The following is a 21,056-nucleotide window of genomic DNA, read 5'->3' as shown; positions in this document are numbered from 1 at the left end:
CGGCCGCCACCGGCCGGGTCGCCGCGGTCCTTGTGTCCGCCGATCATCTTGAGTTCCGCGACGCCGACCGGCACGCGGTGCGGGACGCGCCATGGGCGCGCGGTCGTCACCGAATACGTGCGTGCGCTAGATCGACTGCCGCACGAAATCGCCACTGCAGTGGTTGAAACTGTCAACTGCGCAGACCCTGGTGCAGCGTTCGACGAACTCGATGCAAAAATCAACGCGGGCATGAAGGCCTATGCGATTCCGGGCGTCGCGGTTGCTGTCTGGGCCGGCGGGCAAGAATACGTCAAAGGCTACGGGGTCACCAATGTCGACCATCCGATGCCTGTTGACGGCGACCCTGTCTTCAGAATCGGTTCCACCACAAAGACTTTCACAGGTACGGTGATGATGCGGCTGGTCGAGCGAGGCAAGGTGGACCTGGATTCACCTGTGCGCCGCTACATCCCCGACTTCGCGGTAGCCGACGAATCAGCCAGCGCTACGGTTACCGTTCGCCAACTGCTCAACCATACCGCAGGCTGGGATGGTCGCAATGGGCAGGACTTTGGGCGCGACGATGACGCGGTGGCGCTCTATGTCAAGGCGATGACACGCCTACCGCAGCTCACCCCTCCGGGAACCGCGTTCGCGTACAACAATTCAGGTCTTGTGGTTGCGGGCCGCATCATCGAGCTTGTCGCCGGAACAACCTACGAATCTACGGTTCAGAGGCTGTTGCTTGACCCGCTGCAGCTTGCTCACACGCGCTACTTTTCCGACCAAATAATCGGTCTGAATGTGGCCGCATCGCATAGCGTGGTCGACGGCAAACCGATTGCCGTTACTGACTTTTGGACATTCCCGCGCAGCTGCAACCCCACCGGTGGGTTGATGTCCACAGCGCGAGATCAGCTGCGTTACGCACAGTTCCACCTCGGCGACGGCAGGGCGCCTAACGGTGAGCAGATTCTGAGCCGACAATCGCTGAAGGCAATGCGCTCTAACCCTGGGGCGGGCGGAACACTTTGGGTGGAACTGACCGGGATGGGCGTGACCTGGATGCTGCGGCCCTCCGCGGAGAATGTGACCATCGTTGAGCACGGCGGCACCTGGAAGGGGCAGCGCTCTGGGTTCGTCATGGTGCCCGATCGAAACTTCGCCATGACCGTGCTCACTAACTCTGATGGCGGATTTCATATGATCAACGACCTTTTCGCATCCGACTGGGCATTGCAGAGATTCGCCGGGCTCAGCAATCTTCCGGCCACGCCGCAACGCCTTGGTGCCGTCGACCTGGCGCCCTACGAGGGCCGGTACATCGCCAAGCAAGTCGCCCAAAATGGCGACCTCGAGACAACGGTCATCGACTTCCGGGCCAGGGACGGCCAGCTTGCTGGAAGCATGAGCACCGACGATGCCAACCCGGATGGCCAAAACAGCGCCAATCTGGGCCTCGCCTTCTATCGGCCCGACTATGGGCTCGACCTTGGACCCGACAACAAGCCCACCGGCAGTCGCTCCAACTTCGTGCGCGGGCCGGACGGCAACATCGCCTGGTTCTGTAGCCAGCACGGCCGTCTGTTCCGACGCCAATAGCACAGCACCAGCCGGCTTGGTTTGCGGCGCGAGGAGGAACCGGGCAATCAGACGACGCCCGGTGACGATGCGCGCCGTTTGCGGCGCGAGGAGGAACCGGGCAATCAGACGACGCCCGGTGACGATGCGCGCCGTTTGCGGCGCGAGGAGGAACCGGGCAATCAGACGACGCCCGGTGACGATGCGCGCCGTTTGCGGCGCGAGGAGGAACCGGGCAATCAGACTACGCCCGGTGACGATGCGCGCCGTTTGCGGCGCGAGGAGGAACCGGGCAATCAGACTACGCCCGGTGACGATGCGCGCCGTTTGCGGCGCGAGGAGGAACCGGGCAATCAGACTAGGGTGGGCTGGTGGCCCGCACCGACGACGACAACTGGGATCTGACGTCTAGCGTCGGCGTCACCGCGACCATTGTCGCGGTCGGGCGTGCGCTGGCCACCAAGGATCCGCGCGGTTTGATCAACGATCCGTTCGCCGAACCCCTGGTCCGTGCGGTGGGGCTGGATTTGTTCACCAAGATGATGGACGGTGAACTCGACATGTCGACGATCGCGGACGTTTCACCGGCCGTGGCGCAGGCAATGGTGTACGGAAACGCGGTCCGCACCAAATACTTTGACGACTATCTCCTTAACGCCACCGCTGGGGGGATTCGGCAAGTCGCTATCCTCGCGTCCGGGTTGGACTCCCGGGCCTACCGGCTGCCGTGGCCGACCAGGACGGTGGTATACGAGATCGACCAACCAAAAGTGATGGAGTTCAAGACGACAACCTTAGCCGACCTGGGCGCCGAACCCTCCGCCATCCGGCGCGCCGTGCCCATCGACTTGCGCGCAGACTGGCCGACGGCATTACAAGCCGCCGGGTTTGACTCGGCAGCACCGACGGCGTGGCTGGCCGAGGGGTTACTGATATATCTTAAGCCGCAAACTCAAGACAGGCTGTTCGACAACATCACCGCACTCAGCGCGCCCGGGAGCATGGTAGCCACCGAATTTGTTACCGGTATAGCGGATTTCAGCGCCGAACGAGCGCGGACCATATCCAACCCGTTCCGCTGTCATGGCGTGGACGTCGACTTGGCTTCGTTGGTCTACACCGGCCCACGCAACCACGTCCTCGACTACCTCGCCGCCAAGGGCTGGCAACCCGAAGGCGTGTCGCTGGCAGAACTGTTCCGGCGCAGCGGTCTCGATGTGCGCGCTGCAGACGACGACACCATCTTCATCAGCGGCTGCCTGACCGACCACTCTTCCATTTCACCGCCGACGGCAGCGGGTTGGCGATGAGCGTGAACGGCTTGCCCGGTGCGCACAACGCGGGTCTGCAACCAATCGATAGCAAAGGTTGCCACACGCGTCGCACACGACACACTAAAGTGCTGTTCGTGAGCAAAGGCGTGTTGGCCAACGGCCGGGGCCGCTGGTTGGCAATCGCGGCCTCGCTCGTCGTCTCTGCCGCCATCCTCTATGCCCAAGGCGCAGAGCATACGTGCTGCCGCGAGACCCCGGCGGCAATCCCGACAGGCCCCGACTCTGCGCCGGCCAACGCACCGCGCATCGCCAGTCCCACGGAAGCGGACTTGTTGGCGGCAAGCGCGCCTGTCGCTGCCCAGCAATTCCAGTTCGCGCTACCTGCTGGCGTTGCGTCGGAAGAGGGGTTGCAGGTCAAGACGATCTGGGTAGCCCGTGCCGTCTCTGTGCTATTTCCTCAGATCACCAACATCTTTGGCTATAGGCAGGATCCCTTGAAGTGGCATCCCAACGGGTTAGCGATCGACGTGATGATCCCGAACCATCACAGCGACGAGGGTATCCAGCTCGGCAACCAAGTCGCCGGACTTGCCTTGGCGAATGCGAAACGATGGGGAGTGCTCCATGTGATCTGGCGGCAGGGCTACTACCCAGGCATCGGCGCGCCGAGCTGGACGGCGGACTACGGCTCAGAAACCCTCAACCACTACGACCACGTCCATATCGCCACCGACGGCGGCGGATACCCAACCGGGCGGGAAACCTACTACGTCGGATCCATGAGCCCTACGCCGCCAGAATGATCGAACGCGACAACCAAACGCAGCTCACCGCGGTTTCCGTCCGGTAAGGGCGACGAGCCGCTGAGTGGGCGTGGCTTCCCCCGCTAGGTCGACGTCGTGTGCGAACAGGCCCCGCGGACGCAGGACGGGAACCAGTTCGGCCGCCACCTGTTGGGCCGCTTCGGCCAGGTGCTCCGGGAGTTCGCCGGCCTGGCCCGTGGCCACCGCTAGGTCCCAACCGTGGACGACGGTGGAGAAGGTGATGATCGCAAGAGCCTGCCCCGCCGGCATCACGCCGATGAAGGTCGACAGCTCCGCGTTCAGATCGCGCACGGTCGACCAGGCCGCCTGCGACCGCCGGGTGATCCGCTGCGTCGCACCGAGGGGGTCGTCCCCGACGATGTCGGCACCGCTGAACACCTGCGCCATGTCCGGTCCGGGTGCTCCGTCGACGGCCGCCGCGAAGGCGTCGATCGAGGCCAGCGCGTGGCTGAGCAGCGCCCGCACGTCCCAGCGGTCGCACGGCGTCGGCGAGGAGTAGCTGTCGGCTTCTATCGACGAAACCAGCGCGACCAGGCGTTGTTCGGCTTCGACGAGGTTTGAATAGAGGTCCATGATCGTCCTTCCTACGGTCAACTTGGGCCCCCTCATGCCGAGGGGCGGATGTTGTGGTTATTGCGGAACACGTTGTCCGGGTCGAGTCGGTTCTTGAGGGTCACCAAACGACTGAACTCCGTTGTGCTGTAAAGTGTTTCGACGTGCATCGGTGCGTCGTCGGCGGTGAAGTTCACATACGCGGTGCCCAGCCCGTACGGGGCCAGCGCCTCGATCGCGTCGCGGGTCCATTGGCGGTGAAGGTCGTCCTCGCGGGCCTCGGTCCAATGGGTGGCGTAGTTGACCATGAATCGCGCGTGCCGGCTCGGGAAGCAGGAACGCTCACCGCCGCGAGCGGCGGCGCCGCCGAGCTGGAAGATTCCGATGAGGCTGTCCGGCGAGGACAGCTGCGCCGTCTGCTCAACTAGCAAGTCGATGGCCTCGTCGTTCAGCTCGGCCAAGTGGTCGGATTTCCAGTAGTAGCGGTGACCGGCCGGGTTGGAGGCGTCCAGCACCGCCTGGTGGGCCAGGAACGGGGTCGGCCACACGGTGTCGGCGACGGGTCTGGCGAGGGACTTGACCGGTCGCAGCGCTTCGATCCCGGTCTGGATGCTCCCGGTGTGGACGGCGCCGATCATGACCACCGGCTTGCCGCGCTGGTCAACGGGAATCCACGGTGCCGGCGGGGCGTGGCGCAAGACCACGATCGTGGTCACCTCCTCGGGTGCCGCAGCGGCGAACTGCCGGTAGCCGCGAAGCACCGCGGGCCCGTCATCCAGCCGGTAGACGACGAAGCCGGCCACGGCGACCGGACCGAACGGATGGGTGGCGAATTCGAATTCAGTGACAATGCCGAAATTGCCGCCCCCGCCCCGCAGGCCCCACATCAGCTCCGGGTCGCGCTCGTCGTCGACGCTTAGGTAGTCGCCGGCGGCGGTGACTAGCCGCACCGCGACCAGGTTGTCGCAGCTCAGTCCGAAACGTCGAGTCGTCCAACCCACCCCGCCGCCCAACGTCAGCCCGCCGACACCGGTGGTGGTGACGATCCCGGCGGGGGCCACCCGGGCGAACGGGACCGTGGCGTGGTCCAAATCGGCGAGCGTGGCACCACCCTGCACCCGTACCCGCCCGGTCGCTGGATCCAGCGAGACGGCCCGCATCGCCGAGAGGTCGATCACCACGCCGCCGTCGCACAGCGCGGTGCCGGCCACGTTGTGCCCGCCGCCACGTACCGCGGTCACCATCCCGGCGTCCACCGCGCGCCGCAGCACCGTTCGGACATCGCACGCGTCGTGGCACGTGGCGATCAAGGCCGGTTCGCGGGCCACCTGCCCGTTCCAGATGGCCCGCACCCTGGGGTAGTCCGGATCACCGGGGACACAAAGCGTTCCCCTGAAATCGTCGAGGGAACCCAGCGTCTTGGTCAGCGTCGCGGTCATCGCCTCTCACCTCCAGCACCAAGCGTTACGCCTCCCACAGGGGGTGCGGGAAGTTCGAATTCCGAACCACGCAGCCAGGGATGGCGACTAGCCTGGTGTCGTGCAGCCGTACGGCCAGTACTGCCCGGTAGCGCGGGCGGCGGAGCTGCTGGGGGACCGCTGGACGCTGCTAATCGTGCGGGAGCTGCTCTTCGGCCCGCTGCGGTTCACCGAAATCGAGCGGGGCCTGCCCGGCATCTCCCGCTCGGTGCTGGCCCAGCGGCTACGCCGACTTCAGCACGACCGCATCATCGAAGCGGTCCCCGAACACACGGGCGGGGGCTATCGGTTCACGGTGGCCGGCGAGGAGCTACGCCCCGTGCTGCAGACCCTGGGGGACTGGGTCTCCCGTTGGTTGATGGCCGACCCCACTCCCGCCGAATGCGACCCCGAACTACTCACGTTGTGGATCTCCCGGCGCGTCAACACCGAGGCCCTTCCCGGCCGGCGGGTGGTGGTGGAGTTCCGCTACCACGGCGAGCGGCCACTGTGGGCCTGGCTCGTGTTGGAACCTGGGGACATCTCGGTGTGCCTGCACGATCCATGCCTACCTGTCGACCTCACGGTGCGCGGCCATCCTCGAGATCTGTATCGGGTCTACAGCGGCCGCAGCACACTGGCCGCCGAGATCTCCGCCGAGCGCATCGAACTGGACGGCCTGCCGGCGATGCGGCGCGCGTTCCCATCCTGGATGGCTTGGAGTCCCTTCGCCCCAGCCATGCGGCAAGCCGTGGTGTCCGTAGACCAGATGCCGGAGGCTCATGGTGGGTAATGAAGAGAACGAACTCCAGGACCTGCGGAACCTGCGGCGACCATGCTTCAGCCGAGCGGAAGCGCCCATCGGCGTCTACAACGGCGAGCAAGCCATCATCGTCTACGATCTGAGACCGGTGCCGCATTGGCCAAAGTATTGGATCCAAGCACTAGCCAAACACTTCCAGCGCCAACTCAAACCATCACCAAAGATCGACATTTCGCTGCTCGACGACCGTATTCGGTTCTCGGTTTTCGTATCGACCGACGTGTCCGCAAAGGATCTATGCAAGCTGGACGATGCCGTCTACAACGCCGTGAGAAACGCCGGTCGTGCCATCGAAAATGAGCAGGCGGCGCTTGACCACAAGCTCGCCGAGGTACGCAAGCGTCGTATGGATACCTGGGACGAGTCATATTTCCACTAATAAGCCCATCGCCCTGGAACTCGGTTACGTGGGCACAAGCCGTTACCCCGGACTGGCCTCCTGGGCTGGCGGGGAAGGCCGCTGCGGGTCGTTGGTCGAACTCGATCTGATTCCTGACAATTCGTGTGCCACCGCATCGAATGCGCGCAGGGTGTCTAACATGTGCGGCTCATGGGAGTGCGGCTGGGTGGACAGCTTGGCGGCGACCACCTCCGCGGCGCGGTTGACGTAGATCAGCTGGCCGCACATGCCCACGCACAACGCGACATTGCTGCCCGGGTAGGGAAACCACACTTGGTTGCGGTACATCCCGCCGGGCATCGGGTTGTCGTCGGGGCTGGCGGCGAACGCCTGACGCGAGTCGGGGCCGCCGTCGAAGGTGTCGGCGATCCAGGCCGCGGGCACCACTTGCTGGCCGGCCAACGAGACACCGTCGCGCAGGTACAGCGACCCGAACCGGATCATGTCGGTCAGACAGGCGCTGATGCCGCCGTCGAATATTCCGGTGCCCGCCGCGCCGGCTACGTCTAGGGCGATGGTGGCATCGCACTGGGCCCCGATGCGGCTCCACAGTAGTTCCGACATCAGTTCGGGCATCGGCTGTCCGGCCGCGGCCTCGCAGATCCAGCCGAGGACGTCGGTTTCACACGAGCGATATTCGAACGGGCCGCCGTGCGCCGACTTCCGCCGCAAGGTCAGCAGGTAGTCGCGCAGCGTGGCGGGCAGGTCCGGACCGCGCTTGGGCGCCCACCCGATCACCTGCTCGCGCACGTGAATCTCGGCGGCCGGGTCGTCGTAGTTCTCCGAGAAGGCGACACCCGATCGCATGTCCAGCAGGTGGCGCACCGTCGCACCGGCGTAGCCGCAGTCCGCCAAGGCGGGCACGTACGCCGTGACCGGCGCGTCAAGCTCGATCGCCCCGGCCCCGTGCAGCGCGCCGACCACAGCCGCCACCAGCGACTTGCTCACCGAGAACAGCAGGTGGCGGGTCCGGGGTCCCAGGCCGTCGAGGTACTGCTCGGCCACCAGCGCACCGCGATGCGCGACCGCCCACCCGTCGGTAGCGGTGGCGGCCATCACCGCGCCCACGGTGGTGGCGATCCCGTCCGTGCTGGTCAAGCCGATGTCGGCGATCGGCGCATTGTCCGCGGGCAACGTCACGACCGGCTCGGTGCCGCGCGCGATGACCGTGGTCGGCATGAAGTCTTCGACGTGCTGGAATGCCCAATGCGAATACGGCGACGACAGCCAGTTGTCCAGTGCGAGACCGGCCGGGACGCCGCCGCTCACGCCCGTGCGACGAGCCGCGAGACGATCGGGGCGGCGGGCGTCAGCGGCGTCGAGGCGAACTGCGCCTTGAGGCCGTCGATCCAGCGCCGGCCGCGCTCGGTGAGCTGGTAGTCGTCGGTCTGCAGGTGCCCGCGGGTGACCAACACACCGAGTTGGGCGCCCTCGCAGCGTAGGTCGCCCGGTGCGGCGACCCGCATGTAGAAGGCCTCGGACTCGTCGAGCATCGTGGCCCAGTCGTTGCCCTGGCGGGCAAAGGAGACGCGCCCGTCGTGGTTCAGGCGCCACATCCCGGTGCGTGGGGTCGCGGTGAAGAGCTCGAGGTCCGGCGAGGTCTCCGACATGATCAGCTGACCCCAGACCTCGTCCTCGCCGTAGCCCCGCTCCCAGCGCGAGTTGATCGCCTCGATGTCCAGCTCGTAGTCCACGTCCATGTACTCGAGCAGGTGGAAGAGGAACAGTGGCATGTCGGCGTAGGCCTCGGTGGTCAGGTTCGTCATCGGGCTTGCACCGGAGAGGCGCGGGTTCACCTCGCCGAGGTAGAGCTCGTCGGCGTCCAGGTCGTGCAACAGGTCCACCTCGAAGTAGCCGCGGTAGCCCTCGCGGCTCAAGACGTCGCCCAGCTTTGCCACCATCTCTCGCGCGGCGCGGGTCTGTGCGGGTGGTAGCGCCCCACGCCAAACATCGTTGCCGCACCAGGTGCCCCGGTACGGAGTCAGCTCCGGGTAACCGACCAGGCTCGTCATCGCCGGGCCGATCACGGTGCCGTGGCGGGTCACGGTGGCCTCGATGCACACCTCGACATTGCGGATGCGCTTCATGACCTTGATTTCCGGCTGCCCCACTATGCCACCGGCGCACTGGTCCCAGTCGCGCAATCCGCGCACAAAGAACGTTGCGCTGCCGGCGTTGCCATAGGCGGCCTCGACGACGAGGTCGTCTCCCAGCCCTGCGCCGTGCGCGAGCGCCGACAATTCGTCGTAGGAGCTCACCCGCCCGATCACGTGCGGCACGCTGGGTACGCCCGCCTCGTCGGCCAGGCGCGTCATGACGATCTTGGATTCCAGGCGATGACGCAGCTCCGCCGGGGGGTGCATGACCTCGAGCCCCGCCTGGCGCGCAAGCGCCTGGGTCTCTTCGTCCAGCATCACAAAACAGGCCTTGCCACCGGGACCCCTGTTCTTGATGAACTCGAGTGTCTCGGGATCACGCAGCAGGTGGTTGCACACATCCCCCATGCCGTCGAAATCCCTGCGGTCGCGCCGCCGGGGCACGAACACGCGCGAATGTTCGCCCTCGAAAGAGTCGTAGTAGGTCAGGTAGAAGAAGTTTCGGATCCAGCGATAGATGCCCAGCAGGTTGAACGGCGTCGGCGAGATGAAGTACAGCGGCACGGTGTTGTTGTGAAAGAACGCGCGTACGTCCGAAAGGCCGTTCAGCACGCGGCGCGGCTGGGGCTCAGGCTCGCGGGCGGGCACGATCACGCCAGCCGCGGTGACGTCGACGCCGGTGCCCGGCGCAGGGACGGAGGCGCGGGCGGGGGCGTTGCGGTCAGCGCGACGGCGGTGAGCTCACATGGTTGCATGGCAAAAGTCTGCACCCGCCCATGGCCGCGTGCACGGCGTGGGTTGACGCCTACACGCCCCAGCCGGTCACACCGGCAACCGGACATGTGTTTCACATGTCCGATATGCTTACAACATGTCCGCCATGGTTCAGATCCGCAACGTTCCCGACGAGCTTCTCCACGAGCTGAAGGCCCGCGCAGCGGCGCAACGGATGAGCCTGAGCGATTTCCTCCTAGCACGGCTTGCCGAGATCGCGGAAGAACCGGCCCTCGACGACGTTCTCGACCGTCTAGCGGCACTGCCGCGCCGGGATCTCGGCGCGAGCGCAGCCGAGCTTGTTGACGAGGCTCGATCTGAGTGATCGTGTTGGACGCCTCGGCGGCCGTCGAGCTCATGCTCACGACGCCGGCGGGTGCGGCGGTCGCCCGGCGCTTGCGGGGCGAAACCGTGCACGCCCCTGCACATTTCGATGTCGAGGTGATCGGGGCGATACGTCAAGCGGTCGTGCGTCAGCTGATCAGCGATCATGAAGGACTCGTCGTGGTTGTCAACTTCCTTAGCCTGCCCGTTCGGCGTTGGCCGTTAAAGCCATTCACCCAGCGTGCCTACCAACTTCGGTCCACTCATACCGTGGCCGATGGAGCCTACGTCGCCCTCGCCGAGGGCCTCGGCGTACCGCTTATCACTTGCGACGGGCGACTTGCCCAATCCCATGGCCATAATGCGGAGATCGAGCTTGTCGCCTGATCTACCGCGGAACCTGTCAACATTTCTGAGACACGATTTTCGGGGATTCATTGAGTCGGCTGGTCCTCCTTTGGTGGTGGGTTGATCGCGCTGAAGGCCGGTAGCGCGGGTGGCTCGGGTGGTTTGCGAACGAACCGCTCGAGGTGGTCTCGGTAGGCGGTGTCCAGCACGGTGGCGCGGTCATACCAGCGACGAAGCGGCGCGAGCCGCAGTGGAAGGTCTCAGCGGTGCTCTGGGGATTTGACCGGGTTGCTGTACCGGTTGCTGTACATACCCCTTGGCGGTACTGCCTCAGCGGCAGCCGAGGACCGCCAGCAGGGCGGTCTACCTGCGGAAACGTAAGTCGGGCTGACAGGATTTGAACCTGCGACCACTTGACCCCCAGTCAAGTGCGCTACCAAACTGCGCCACAGCCCGGTGCCACCGGCGACACCACCGGCGGCAGGTCGAAAGCCTACCGCAGCCGGCCTGCAAACCCGGCCACGCCCTACGCCTTGTCGACGAACTACCGTCCGCCGTAGGCCAGGTATCCCAACGCCAAAGCCGCGGCCCGCTCCACGTAGGACACCAGGTCCCAGGCCCCAACGAGCTTGTCGCACAACGCTTCTGTCATTTGCGATCCTCAGTGCCGTTGAACCACGCGTCTACCTTCGAAACCCAGGCCAGCAGAGCACCGGCCAACTCGGCTTCACGGCCGTAGAACCGCTGCGCGGGCACCGGCACACTCACCGCCACCAACTCAACCGACACCCCCCGTAGCACCGCGCCCACCGCGCAGATGCCTTCGGTCTGCTCCTCACGGTCGTAGGCGACACCGTCCACCCGGATGCGATTGAGCTCGTCCCGCAACGCCGCGCGGTCGGTGATGGTGTTCGCCGTCAGCGGCGCCAGTCGACTCGGCAGCGCGCGGGCTTGCCGCTCAGGCGGCAACGCGGCCAGCAGCGCCTTGCCGTTGGCGCAGCAGTACAGCGGAAACGACTCCCCCACCGCGCTCACGGCCCGCAGCCGCTGCGGCGGCACGACCTGGTCCACGACGTCCGCCCGATCCCCGTCCAGGATCGACAAGTCCACCGTCTCGTCCAGCTCGCGCGACAACTCCGTCAAGAACGGGTGCATCTCCGTGACGACACCCAGCCGTACCGTGGTGGCCATCCGCGTGATCTCCGGGCCCAGCCGATAGGGTCCCCGGGCCCCGCGCGAGGCCACCAGCCCCTCGTCCTCCAGCGCGTTGAGGATCCGGCTCACGGTCGAGCGGGCCATGCCCACCCGCTCGCCGATCTCGGCCTGGCTGAGACCGCCGGGGTGCGCCTGCAGCACCCGCAGCAGTTCGGCCGCCCGCGCGATCACCTGGATGCCACCACTGCGGGTGTCCTGCTCTTCGGCGGACACAAGCGAGCTCCTCTCAGGACGTGCCGGGCAGCTGCAGCGCCGCCTCGGCTTCTTCGACCGAGGCGATCGGCAGGTCCAAGGCTTCGGCGAGACGTATCGTGCGCGATACCAGCGCCAGATTGCTCGGCGCCAGCTCGCCCTTGCGCAGGTACAAGGTGTCCTCCAAGCCGACTCGGGCGTTGCCGCCCAGCGCCAGGCCCATGGCGGTCAGTTCCATGTTGGCCTTACCGATCGCGATGACTTGCCAGATCGCCCCGGGGGGCAGCCGGCGCACCATCGTGAGCAGATTATCGGCGGTGGCGGCCATTCCGCCCCGAACCCCGAGCACGATGCTGAACTGCAAGGGTTCGGCCAGCAGGTCTTCCGCCCACAGTCGCAGGCACGCCTCCAAATGCCCGGTGTCATAGATTTCCAGTTCCGGTTTGATGTCCAGTTCCCGCATGCGTGCCGCCAACCGACGAACCGCTTGCGGCGGGTTGCGGAATTCGCCCGCGCCGAAGCTCATCGAGCACGGATTCAGCGTGGCCATCCGCGGGCGCAACTCGACCAGTTGCTCGCGCTGCTCGAAGGGCACCGTCAAGCCGACCCCGGTGGACAGCTGGATCAGGATCGGACACCGCTCGCCGATGAGGTCCATGGCCCGGCGCGCGATGTTCGGATCCGCTGTGGGCCTTTCGTTTTCGTCGCGCAGGTGGATGTGGGCCACCGCGGCACCGGCATGGTAGGCCTGCTCGACGGCTGTCGCGATTTCCTCGGGGCTCGTCGGCAACGCCGGGTTGTCGGCCTTGGTGGCGATGGGGCCGGTGGGTGCGACGGTGATGACGATGCTCATTCGCACCGCTCCTCAGCATCGCTTCGCTCTGCATCGTCGCCGGTGCAGCTCATCACGCCACCTCGGCAACCGGGTGCGCGACGGTCACCAGCAGCAGCGCCTGACGATCCGTGCGGTTGTGTATCGATCGCAGTTCGCCTTTGGCGAGGTGCACGCTGTCGAGCCAGCCCAACACGGTTTCGGCGCCGTCGACGGTGACCACCAGCTCGCCGTCGAGCACGACGTAGACGGTCTCCTCCCGGGTCGGCGCCGGCTCGGCCGTCCCGCCGGGCCGATAGACCGACAGCCCCACCCAGAATCGCTCGGTGCGCCCCGCCTCGCGGCCCTGCAACCGCATGGTGGACACCTCGTGATGCGCCGGCGCCACATACCTGGGGGCCTGCGACGCTCGTGTCAGTTTCATCAGGCCGCCTTTCCGGTCTCGATGCGATAGCTCCCGGTGGGGTCGACGATCGCCACCAGCCGCACGATGCAGCCGTCGCCACCCACCCAGCGCCACGGGAACGCCGCGAAAGTGACGCGCTTGCCGGTGACCTTGTCCAGGTCACCGCCGACGTTTTCAAAGCCGTAGATGCCCTGCGACAGGATCGCCCGATGGCACGGTTCCCAGTCCGGGAAGTCGTCGAGCACCTTGCGGCCGGTCTGCGCCTCGTATTCGCGTACCGCCCACGGCAATAGGCCGCCCTGTGCCTCCGCGGGACCGTGCGGGGCGATGGCCGTGGCCAGCGGATGGTCCAGGGCCTGGGTGTCGGTGCCGACCGCCTTGACGCCTTTGGCCGCAAACCACTCGCCCGCTTTCTTGTCGAAGCCCGGGGAATAGGCGTAGTACTCGGCGCTGTCGGCGTATTTGTGGTGCCAGCCGGTGTTGACGACGACGATGTCACCGGGCCGGATGTCGGGGGTAGCGTTTTGCAGATCCTCGGCGGTGACCATCCCCCATTTGCCCTTCGGGATCGAGACGACGACGCCGGTGCCGAAGAAGGCGCTCAGCGGGATCTCGTCCAGAAACGGTGTTCCTTCCACCACGTGCGCCGGCGCGTCGATGTGGGTGCCGGAATGCATGACGGTGGTGATCTTTTGGGTCAACACACGACTCTTGGCCATGCCGTGGAGTCGTTCGATCTGCACGTCCTCGAAGTACGGCCAGGCCGGCGCGCCGTGTCCCCAGGGGTGGGACAGGTCGTAGAACTCCAACGTCGATTCGGCGGCACCGAGGGGCCAGGCGAACGTCATGGCTATGTCCCCCTTCCTTTTTCGTTGGCTTGGAGTTGCGCGGCGATGTGCTGGGCAAGTCGGGCGGTGGTGGCCTCGCGGGCTCCTGCGGGCCAGTCCAGAAAGCCGTGACCGGTACGCGCCCCGAGTTGCCCGGCGGCGACCAGTTCCCGCAGCAGCGGGCTGGGGTGCGGGTCGTGGTTGAGGCTCGGGATCACCGCGTCGTGGATGGCCAGGGTGAGGTCCAACCCGATGTAGTCGGCGTTTTCCAGCGGCCCCAAGGTGGCCAGTCGCAGCCCAATGGTGTTGCGTACCACGAGATCTACCGTCTTCGGGTCGCAGACACCCTCGGCGACCAGCGCGATCGCCTCGCGCCACAGCGCGTGCTGCAGCCGGTTGCCGATGAAACCCGGCACGTCGCGCCCGACCCGCACCGGCAGCTTGCCGACTTGGGTCAGCAGCGCCACGACGCGATCCGCCGTATCTGGGGCGGTGCGCGCGCTGGGCACCACCTCGACCACCGGGATAAGATCCGGCGGGTTCCAAAAGTGTGTCCCGATCACTCGGCTGCCGTCCTCGACCCGTTCGGTGACAGCGCCGATCGGCAGCACCGAGGTGTTGGTGGCCAGCACCGCGTCGGGCGCGAGTGTCGCCAGCCGTTCGAAGAGTTCCTGCTTGACGGCCAGGTTTTCGACGACGGCCTCAATCACCAGGTCGGCGTCTGGTATCGCCGCGGCTAGGTCGGCTGCCGCGGCCACCGAGCCACGGCCAGCACCGGCTACCCGGGCGGCCTCCACCGCTGCGGCGTGGAGAATCTCAGCGTTGGTGTCGGTGATGGCGACATCCAGGCCCGCCGAGGCCAGCACGCCGGCGATGCGCCGGCCCATCAGCCCGGCACCCACGACGGCGGCACGGGAGAACCCGTGCGAGGTCAGCATGCGGTGTACCCGCCGTCCAGATACATCACCTGGCCGGTGTAGAAGCTCGAGGCGTCGCTGAGCAGATAGATCAGGGCGCCGACGAAGTCTTCCGGTTCGGCGAAGCGGCGCAACGGGATCCGGGCGAGCATCGCCTCCCGGGTGGCCCGGCCCTTCGGATCGTCGGTGAACATCCACTCGGTCACCGCGGACCGAAACACCGTCGGCGCCAGCGCGTTCACCCGAATGCCGTGACCGCCCCATTCGGCCGCCAATGTCTTGGCCAACAGATCGGTGCCCGCCTTCGACGGGCAGTACGCGCTGTAACCGGCGGCATTGCCCAACCCGCCGCGAACGGACGACACCAGCACCACGCTGCCGCCCTGACCCTGCTCGAGCAGCACCCGTCCGGCCGCCCGACACACCAGCCAGGCACCCCGCACGTTCGCGTCCATCACAGCGTCGAAGTCCTCGACGGCCATCTCGGTAATGGGCGCCACATGGTTGCTGCCCGAGGCCACCAACACTCCGTCCAAACGGCCATATCGGCCCAGTGCCGCCTCGACCATCTGCTGGGCATCGGCCAGGCTGTCCGGCCGGCAGGTCACGACGGCGGCGTCGTCGATGCCGGCGCCGTTGACCAGCTCGGCCAGACCGGCCGAGTTGCCGCCGGCCAGTGTCAGCCGCGCTCCCGCGTCGGCCAGCGCCCGGGCGGCAACTCGGCCCAACGAACCGGTCGCGCCGGTGATCAGGATCGACTTGTCCTGCACGCTGAAGCGCGCCAGACCCAGGTTCGGCACCTGCTGAGCCAGCGCCATTTCCTCCACCTACTCCCGCAATACGGTACTTATCACCCGTTATACGAGAAAGCGTAAGCGCCGAGCGCTCGGGTGTCAACACCTAAATCCCGTAATGCAGCTGAACATAGCCGCATTATGGGACAGCAGAACCGGCCTCGCTGTCCATCCCCGGTTACCCGGGTCACACGTTCGAGGTGCGCTCAGCGGCGCTTGCCGGCCCGCTTCTCTCGCACCCGCACGTTGACCCGGATCGGGCTGCCGTCAAACCCGAACGTCTCACGCAGCCGCCGCTCCAAGAACCGCCGATAGCCGGCCTCCAAAAAACCCGTGGTGAACAACACGAACGTCGGTGGCCGCGCGGTGGCCTGGGTCGCGAACAAGATGCGTGGCTGCTTGCCGCCGCGCACCGGCGGCGGTGTGGCCGCCGTCACCTCTGTGAGCCAGGTGTTCAGCGGGCCGGTCGCGATCCTGGTGTCCCATGACGCCAGCGCATCCTCCATGGCCGGCACCAGCTTGTGCACCGCCCGGCCCGTCTTGGCGGAGATGTTGACCCGTTGCGCCCAGCGCACCTGCACCAGCTCTCGGTCGATCTCGCGCTGAAGCAGCTCGCGCCGGTCCTCGTCGACCAGGTCCCACTTGTTGTAGGCCAGGACTAGCGCCCGTCCGGCCTCGATGACCATCGATATCACTCGCAAGTCCTGTTCGGTGAGCGGCTGCGACGCGTCGATCAGGACGATGGCCACTTCGGCGGAGTCGATGGCGGCGTGCGTGCGCACCGAGGCGTAGAACTCATGCCCACTGGCCTGGCCGACCTTGCGCCGCAATCCCGCGGTGTCGACGAACCGCCAGACGTCACCGCCCAACTCGATCAGCGAATCCACCGGGTCGACGGTGGTGCCCGCCGCCTCATGGACCACCGATCGCTGATCACCCGCGAGTTTGTTCAGCAGGGAGCTCTTGCCGACGTTCGGCTTACCGACCAGCGCCACCCGGCGAGGACCGCCGCTCGCCGACGCGGACTCCCCCACCTCGGGCAGCGCGGCGAGCACCCCGTCGAGCAGGTCGGCCACCCCCCGACCGTGCATCGCGCTGATCGCATGCGGCTCACCCAGGCCCAGCGACCACAACGCCGCGGCGTCGGATTCGCCTTTTTCGCTGTCGACCTTGTTGGCGGCCAAGAACACCGGCTTGCCGGATCGCAACAGGATACGGGCCGCGGCCTCGTCGGCGGCGGTGGCACCGACACCGGCGTCGACCACCAGGATCACCGCATCCGCGGTGCGCATGGCCACCGAGGCCTGCTCGGCCACCAACCGCTGCAGGCCCTTGGCATTGGGCTCCCATCCGCCGGTGTCCTGTACGACGAACCGGCGTCCGGTCCACAGCGCGTCGTAGCAGACCCGGTCACGCGTCACGCCGGGAATATCCTGCACCACCGCCTCGCGGCGGCCCAGGATCCGGTTGACCAGGGTGGACTTGCCGACATTGGGCCGGCCGACTACCGCCACCACAGGCGCCGCTCCGGACTCCGCGATCTCCGAATCGTCTAGTTGCCAATCGCTTTCGTCCACCAACGTGCCGTCCTGGGTCACCGCACTGCCTCACTTCGCCGCGTGACCAGCTCCAACAGATGGGCGACCACCTCGGCCTCGGTCATATCGCTGGTGTCCACGATGACGGCATCACCGGCGGCTTGCAGCGGTGACACCGCCCGGGTGGAATCGAGGTGGTCGCGCCGGCGCACATCGGCCAATACCCCGTCATAGTCGTCGGCCAAACCCGCCGCGACGTTTTGGGCGTTGCGCCGCCGGGCCCGCGTTTCGGCCGAGGCGGTCAAGAAGATTTTCACCGGCGCATCCGGAAACACCACGGTTCCGATGTCGCGGCCCTCCACGACGATGCTGCCCGGGCCCTCAGCCATTGTTCGCTGCAGCTCGACCAGCCGGGTGCGTACGGCCGGCACCGACGACACCGCGGAGACCGCACGGGTGACCGCGTCACCGCGTATCTCAACCGAAACGTCTTCTCCGGCAAGGTAACAGCTGTCTCCGTCGGGATCGTAGCCTAACGACATCTGCACCGTCGACGCAATCGTCTCGACGGCAGCGATATCGGACGGATCAGCACCGGCACGCAGCACCGCCAACGTCACGATCCGATACATTGCCCCGGTGTCCAGAAAGCGTGCGCCCAGCTCGCGCGCTAATCGCCTTGACACCGAGGATTTTCCGGTGCCGGCCGGCCCGTCGATCGCGACTACCGCTGCGCTTAGGCGACTCACAGGCCCACCGCTTGGTACAGTTGCCCGATCTCGTTCGACCGCAAGGCCCGAACGCTGCCCGGGCGTTGCTTTCCCAGTGACACCGCGCCGATATCGGTACGCACCAATGCCTCCACCGGGAAGCCGGCGGCCGCCAGCAGTCGGCGCACAATGCGATTGCGTCCCTCATGCAGCGTTACCCGCACCAACGTCTTGCCGGGGATCGCATCCACTACCGCGAAATCGTCGACGAACGCCGGTCCGTCGTCCAATTCGATTCCCGCTCGCAGCGTTCGGCCCAGCCCACGCGGCACCGACCCCGTCACCGTCGCCAGATACGTCTTGGGCACCTCATGGGAGGGATGCATCAACCGGTGCGCCAACTCGCCGTCATTGGTCAGCAGCATCAGTCCCTCGGTGTCCGCGTCTAGGCGTCCGACATGAAAAAGCTTCTTGGTGCCCCGGACCTTTCGTTCGATCAAGTCGCCGATGCACGGGCGGCCGCGATCGTCGGACATGGTCGAGTGCATGCCGCGCGGCTTATTCAGCGCCAAGTACACCAGCGAGTCGTCGAGCACCACCCTGGCCCCGTCGACACGGACCACCGCGACCTGAGGGTCGACCCGAGTACCCAACTCGGTCACCACGTGCCCGTCCACTTCGACGCGGCCGTCGACGATCATCTTCTCGGCGGCTCGCCTCGACGCGATTCCAGCCTGAGACAACACTTTCTGCAGGCGGATGCCCCGGGGCTCCCGGGACTCTTCCGGCTCGGCCATCAATCACGGTCCACGTCGAACGACAGCGTCTGCTCGGACGCCAGCTCACCGGTGAGTTTGATGAAACGTGGCTCACTGTCCAGGGATTCGCTCAGGTCGTCAATTGTGTCGACGTCGGGAAGCAGCGGTGCGATATCGGGCAGCTCCGACAGCGACGTCAATCCCAAGCGCTCCAGGAAGAGCTCGGTGGTGGCGAACGTCACCGCGCCGGTATCGGCGTCGGTACCAACCTCGGTGATCAGGCCGCGGGCCAACAGCGTACGCATCACGGCGTCCACGTTGACCCCGCGCACCGCACTAACCCGCGCTCGTGTGACCGGCTGGCGGTAGGCCACCACGGCCAGGGTCTCCAGCGCGGCCCGGGTGAGCTTGGTTCGCGCGCCGTCCAGCAACAGCTTCTCGACATAGGGCGCGAATCGGGCGCGGGTGTACATCCGCCAACCCTCGCTCGTGTGGCGCAGGTCGATGCCGCTGTCACGCCCGGTGAGCTCGTCGGCCATCAACTGTAGCTTTGCCGCAACCCGGTAGACCGGCTGTTCGGTGGCCGCGGCCAACGCGTCGGCTGTCACTGGGGTGTCGATCACCAACAGCAGCGCCTCTAGCACACGCTTAAGCTCGTCGGCATCCAGCTCCGCGGGCTCAGCGATATCCGGGATGCCATAGCTCGGATCGTGTTCGGGCATATGTTCGGTCACAAGCGCCGCTCCTTCTCATCGCTGCGCTCTGCATCGTCACCGGTCCACGAAACCTGGAGCGCGCCAAGCGGCTCTGACTGCTCGAATGCTACCGCCCGGGTCCGATACAGTTCGAGCAGCGCCAGGAAGCGCCCCACGATCTCGATGGGCGCCGTGCAGTCGGCGACCAGCTCCGAAAATGACGCCCACTGGCCGCTGCCCCGCGCTTTCAGCATCGCCAGCAAGTGTTCGGCCTGCTCGGGAACCGAGACCATCAACTCGTGCAGGTGCTCGGTGGCCACCGTCGGGGCTGGCCGCGGGGTTAATGCGATCGCAGCGATTTCGGCGAACCGGTGAGCGTCAACGCCGAGCATTACCTCGGGAAGCAGACCGACGAACCCGTCCTCCAACGACACCGCCCGTGGATAGCTGCGCAGCGCGGTGGCCTCCAGTTCGGCGAACATCTCTGCGACGTGCTTAAACGCCCGGTATTGCAGCAGCCGGGCAAACAGCAGGTCGCGTACCTCCAGAAGCGCGAGGTCTTCCTCGTCGTCGACCTGTCCGGCTGGCAGGAGCCGGGCTGCTTTGAGATCGAGCAAGGTTGCGGCGATCACCAGGAACGCTGTGGTCTCCTCTAGTTCCAGCCGAGCGCCGATCGCTTTGGTGTAGGCGATGAAGTCGTCGGTGACCTGGTGCAACGCCACTTCGGTGACGTCGAGTTGGTGCGCAAAGATCAGCTGCAGCAGCAGGTCGAACGGGCCCTCGAAGTTGGTCAGCCGGACCCGAAAACCAGCCGAGTAGCCGTTCTCGGGTGCCGTCCCACCGTTCGCCAGGCTGTTCTGAAGGCCGTTCACATGCCAAATCGGTCGATCAACTCGCGAGCCAGCGCACGGTAGGCCAGGGCACCCGCCGACTTCGGCGCCCAGGTGGTAATGGGTTCGCCTGCGACGCTGGTCTCCGGGAAACGAACCGTGCGGGTGATCACGGTGTCAAACACTAAGTCACCGAACCGTTCCACGACACGGGCCATGACCTCTCGCGAGTTGACGGTCCGCGGATCGTAGCGGGTGATCAGGATTCCGCTGATATCCAGCTTCGGATTAAGCCGGTCGCGCACCTTATCGACGGTGTCGGTGAGCAATGCCAGGCCGCGCAGCGAGAAGAACTCGCACTCGGTCGGAATTATCACGCCGTCCGTGCAGGCCAGCCCGTTGACGGTGAGCAGGCCCAGCGACGGCTGGCAGTCGATCAGCACATAGTCGTAGCGGTCCAGCACCGGGTACAGCGCCCGGGCCAACGTCTGCTCGCGACCCACCTCGTTGACCAGTTGGATCTCCGCCGCGGACAGATCGATATTGCTGGGGACCAGATCCATGTTTTTCACCCGGGAGTGGATCAGCACGTCGTCGATCGACACCCGGGGCTCCACCAGCACGTTGTGGATGGTCTTGTCCAGCTCGTAGTGCGGCACGCCCAGGCCCGCGGACAGCGCTCCTTGCGGATCCATATCCACCAGCAGCACCCGCCGGCCATACTCACCGAGCGCGGCACCCAGGTTAATCGTCGACGTCGTCTTCCCGACGCCACCCTTCTGGTTGCACATCGCGATGACCTTGGCCGGGCCGTGCGAGCTGCGCGGCGTGGGGTCAGGGATTGCCCGTGGTGGCCGTCCGGTGAGGCCGATCCCGTTGCCGGTGTCGGGGTGGTCGGTCATACCCG

General features: G+C 66.2%; 24 protein-coding genes and 1 tRNA gene. 8 read left to right on the top strand and 17 right to left on the bottom strand.

Going from position 1 to position 21,056, the window contains the following annotated elements; genetic code table 11:
* The first annotated feature begins 30 nt into the window (after positions 1-30).
* The 4 genes from FF952_RS09175 to FF952_RS09160 are packed head-to-tail and all read left to right on the top strand — an operon-like array spanning position 31 to position 3,640.
* The gene (locus FF952_RS09175) at positions 31-1,584 is read left to right on the top strand and encodes a serine hydrolase domain-containing protein (RefSeq protein ID WP_244736169.1); all 1,554 of its coding nucleotides are present in this window, start codon (positions 31-33) and stop codon (positions 1,582-1,584) included.
* 21 nt (positions 1,585-1,605) lie between these two features.
* Entirely contained in the window at positions 1,606-1,968 is a 363-nt protein-coding gene (locus FF952_RS09170; RefSeq protein WP_154079946.1) for a hypothetical protein, read from the top strand.
* Positions 1,935-2,873, top strand: a complete 939-nt coding sequence (locus tag FF952_RS09165) for a class I SAM-dependent methyltransferase (RefSeq protein ID WP_003408497.1) — start codon at positions 1,935-1,937, stop codon at positions 2,871-2,873. The genes FF952_RS09170 and FF952_RS09165 overlap by 34 nt, the downstream gene beginning before the upstream one ends.
* Complete coding sequence (locus tag FF952_RS09160) at positions 2,870-3,640, top strand: VldE C-terminal domain-containing protein (RefSeq protein ID WP_003408495.1); 771 nt, start codon at positions 2,870-2,872, stop codon at positions 3,638-3,640. The genes FF952_RS09165 and FF952_RS09160 overlap by 4 nt, the downstream gene beginning before the upstream one ends.
* A gap of 24 nt (positions 3,641-3,664) precedes the next feature.
* On the opposite strand, the gene FF952_RS09155 is transcribed toward FF952_RS09160, so the two are convergent.
* Positions 3,665-4,234, bottom strand: coding sequence for a TIGR03086 family metal-binding protein (locus FF952_RS09155; RefSeq protein ID WP_003408493.1), 570 nt, complete (start codon positions 4,232-4,234; stop codon positions 3,665-3,667).
* Positions 4,235-4,266: 32 nt separating this feature from the next.
* Positions 4,267-5,652, bottom strand: a complete 1,386-nt coding sequence (locus FF952_RS09150) for an FAD-binding oxidoreductase (protein ID WP_003900395.1) — start codon at positions 5,650-5,652, stop codon at positions 4,267-4,269.
* Positions 5,653-5,752: 100 nt separating this feature from the next.
* On the opposite strand from FF952_RS09150, the gene FF952_RS09145 reads away from it, so the two are divergent.
* Positions 5,753-6,463 (top strand): winged helix-turn-helix transcriptional regulator, encoded by a 711-nt coding sequence (locus tag FF952_RS09145; RefSeq protein ID WP_003408486.1) that lies wholly within the window; start codon positions 5,753-5,755, stop codon positions 6,461-6,463.
* The gene (locus tag FF952_RS09140) at positions 6,453-6,872 is read left to right on the top strand and encodes a hypothetical protein (protein WP_003904685.1); all 420 of its coding nucleotides are present in this window, start codon (positions 6,453-6,455) and stop codon (positions 6,870-6,872) included. Before FF952_RS09145 ends, FF952_RS09140 begins: the two co-directional genes overlap by 11 nt.
* Positions 6,873-6,914: 42 nt before the next feature.
* Here FF952_RS09140 and FF952_RS09135 read toward each other — a convergent pair whose 3' ends face one another.
* Positions 6,915-8,162, bottom strand: a complete 1,248-nt coding sequence (locus FF952_RS09135; RefSeq protein WP_003408476.1) for a serine hydrolase domain-containing protein — start codon at positions 8,160-8,162, stop codon at positions 6,915-6,917.
* On the bottom strand, positions 8,159-9,643 hold the full coding sequence (locus FF952_RS09130; RefSeq protein WP_003904684.1) for a biotin carboxylase: 1,485 nt from the start codon (positions 9,641-9,643) through the stop codon (positions 8,159-8,161). The genes FF952_RS09135 and FF952_RS09130 overlap by 4 nt, the downstream gene beginning before the upstream one ends.
* Before the next feature lie 217 nt (positions 9,644-9,860).
* Between FF952_RS09130 and FF952_RS09125 the strand changes: the two genes are divergently transcribed.
* Positions 9,861-10,088, top strand: a complete 228-nt coding sequence (locus tag FF952_RS09125; RefSeq protein ID WP_003408469.1) for a FitA-like ribbon-helix-helix domain-containing protein — start codon at positions 9,861-9,863, stop codon at positions 10,086-10,088.
* On the top strand, positions 10,085-10,474 hold the full coding sequence (locus FF952_RS09120) for a type II toxin-antitoxin system VapC family toxin (protein WP_003408465.1): 390 nt from the start codon (positions 10,085-10,087) through the stop codon (positions 10,472-10,474). Before FF952_RS09125 ends, FF952_RS09120 begins: the two co-directional genes overlap by 4 nt.
* A 343-nt stretch (positions 10,475-10,817) precedes the next feature.
* Here FF952_RS09120 and FF952_RS09110 read toward each other — a convergent pair.
* The 13 genes from FF952_RS09110 to FF952_RS09050 form a co-directional block, all read right to left on the bottom strand.
* A tRNA-Pro gene (locus FF952_RS09110) sits at positions 10,818-10,891 on the bottom strand.
* A 192-nt stretch (positions 10,892-11,083) separates the two neighbouring features.
* Positions 11,084-11,863, bottom strand: coding sequence for an IclR family transcriptional regulator (locus FF952_RS09105; protein ID WP_003408460.1), 780 nt, complete (start codon positions 11,861-11,863; stop codon positions 11,084-11,086).
* Positions 11,864-11,876: 13 nt separating this feature from the next.
* The gene (locus FF952_RS09100) at positions 11,877-12,695 is read right to left on the bottom strand and encodes a beta-keto acid cleavage family enzyme (RefSeq protein ID WP_003408456.1); all 819 of its coding nucleotides are present in this window, start codon (positions 12,693-12,695) and stop codon (positions 11,877-11,879) included.
* 52 nt (positions 12,696-12,747) lie between these two features.
* A complete protein-coding gene (locus tag FF952_RS09095; RefSeq protein ID WP_003898986.1) occupies positions 12,748-13,098 on the bottom strand; it encodes a beta-D-galactosidase in 351 nt (116 codons plus the stop codon).
* Complete coding sequence (locus FF952_RS09090; RefSeq protein WP_003408448.1) at positions 13,098-13,928, bottom strand: cyclase family protein; 831 nt, start codon at positions 13,926-13,928, stop codon at positions 13,098-13,100. The genes FF952_RS09095 and FF952_RS09090 overlap by 1 nt, the downstream gene beginning before the upstream one ends.
* Positions 13,929-13,930: 2 nt before the next feature.
* Positions 13,931-14,845 (bottom strand): 3-hydroxyacyl-CoA dehydrogenase family protein, encoded by a 915-nt coding sequence (locus FF952_RS09085; RefSeq protein WP_003898985.1) that lies wholly within the window; start codon positions 14,843-14,845, stop codon positions 13,931-13,933.
* Positions 14,839-15,651 (bottom strand): SDR family NAD(P)-dependent oxidoreductase, encoded by an 813-nt coding sequence (locus FF952_RS09080; protein WP_003408444.1) that lies wholly within the window; start codon positions 15,649-15,651, stop codon positions 14,839-14,841. The genes FF952_RS09085 and FF952_RS09080 overlap by 7 nt, the downstream gene beginning before the upstream one ends.
* A 173-nt stretch (positions 15,652-15,824) precedes the next feature.
* The gene (der, locus tag FF952_RS09075; protein ID WP_003904683.1) at positions 15,825-17,216 is read right to left on the bottom strand and encodes a ribosome biogenesis GTPase Der; all 1,392 of its coding nucleotides are present in this window, start codon (positions 17,214-17,216) and stop codon (positions 15,825-15,827) included.
* Positions 17,213-17,905 (bottom strand): (d)CMP kinase, encoded by a 693-nt coding sequence (gene cmk / locus FF952_RS09070; RefSeq protein ID WP_003408441.1) that lies wholly within the window; start codon positions 17,903-17,905, stop codon positions 17,213-17,215. Before cmk ends, der begins: the two co-directional genes overlap by 4 nt.
* Entirely contained in the window at positions 17,902-18,666 is a 765-nt protein-coding gene (locus tag FF952_RS09065; protein WP_003408439.1) for a pseudouridine synthase, read from the bottom strand. Before FF952_RS09065 ends, cmk begins: the two co-directional genes overlap by 4 nt.
* A complete protein-coding gene (gene scpB, locus FF952_RS09060) occupies positions 18,663-19,358 on the bottom strand; it encodes an SMC-Scp complex subunit ScpB (RefSeq protein ID WP_003408436.1) in 696 nt (231 codons plus the stop codon). The genes FF952_RS09065 and scpB overlap by 4 nt, the downstream gene beginning before the upstream one ends.
* The gene (locus tag FF952_RS09055; protein WP_003408432.1) at positions 19,355-20,191 is read right to left on the bottom strand and encodes a segregation/condensation protein A; all 837 of its coding nucleotides are present in this window, start codon (positions 20,189-20,191) and stop codon (positions 19,355-19,357) included. Before FF952_RS09055 ends, scpB begins: the two co-directional genes overlap by 4 nt.
* Entirely contained in the window at positions 20,188-21,051 is an 864-nt protein-coding gene (locus tag FF952_RS09050; RefSeq protein ID WP_031652244.1) for a ParA family protein, read from the bottom strand. The genes FF952_RS09055 and FF952_RS09050 overlap by 4 nt, the downstream gene beginning before the upstream one ends.
* Between the last annotated feature and the right edge of the window lie 5 nt (positions 21,052-21,056).

The sequence above is a fragment of the Mycobacterium tuberculosis complex sp. N0072 genome (genome assembly GCF_030323725.1).
In the GTDB taxonomy this organism is placed as follows: Bacteria; Actinomycetota; Actinomycetes; order Mycobacteriales; family Mycobacteriaceae; genus Mycobacterium; species Mycobacterium tuberculosis.
Note: the sequence above shows the minus strand (reverse complement) of the source record. Positions and strands in the feature narration are given on the sequence as shown.

What these genes read in the sequence shown, in the direction of transcription:
- FF952_RS09160 (WP_003408495.1), top strand. Translation starts at nt 2,870, where the DNA reads ATGAGCGTGAACGGCTTGCCCGGTGCGCACAACGCGGGTCTGCAACCA.
- FF952_RS09155 (WP_003408493.1), bottom strand. Translation starts at nt 4,234, where the DNA reads ATGGACCTCTATTCAAACCTCGTCGAAGCCGAACAACGCCTGGTCGCG.
- FF952_RS09150 (WP_003900395.1), bottom strand. Translation starts at nt 5,652, where the DNA reads ATGACCGCGACGCTGACCAAGACGCTGGGTTCCCTCGACGATTTCAGG.
- FF952_RS09140 (WP_003904685.1), top strand. Translation starts at nt 6,453, where the DNA reads ATGGTGGGTAATGAAGAGAACGAACTCCAGGACCTGCGGAACCTGCGG.
- FF952_RS09125 (WP_003408469.1), top strand. Translation starts at nt 9,861, where the DNA reads ATGTCCGCCATGGTTCAGATCCGCAACGTTCCCGACGAGCTTCTCCAC.
- FF952_RS09100 (WP_003408456.1), bottom strand. Translation starts at nt 12,695, where the DNA reads ATGAGCATCGTCATCACCGTCGCACCCACCGGCCCCATCGCCACCAAG.
- FF952_RS09095 (WP_003898986.1), bottom strand. Translation starts at nt 13,098, where the DNA reads ATGAAACTGACACGAGCGTCGCAGGCCCCCAGGTATGTGGCGCCGGCG.
- FF952_RS09090 (WP_003408448.1), bottom strand. Translation starts at nt 13,928, where the DNA reads ATGACGTTCGCCTGGCCCCTCGGTGCCGCCGAATCGACGTTGGAGTTC.
- FF952_RS09085 (WP_003898985.1), bottom strand. Translation starts at nt 14,845, where the DNA reads ATGCTGACCTCGCACGGGTTCTCCCGTGCCGCCGTCGTGGGTGCCGGG.
- FF952_RS09050 (WP_031652244.1), bottom strand. Translation starts at nt 21,051, where the DNA reads ATGACCGACCACCCCGACACCGGCAACGGGATCGGCCTCACCGGACGG.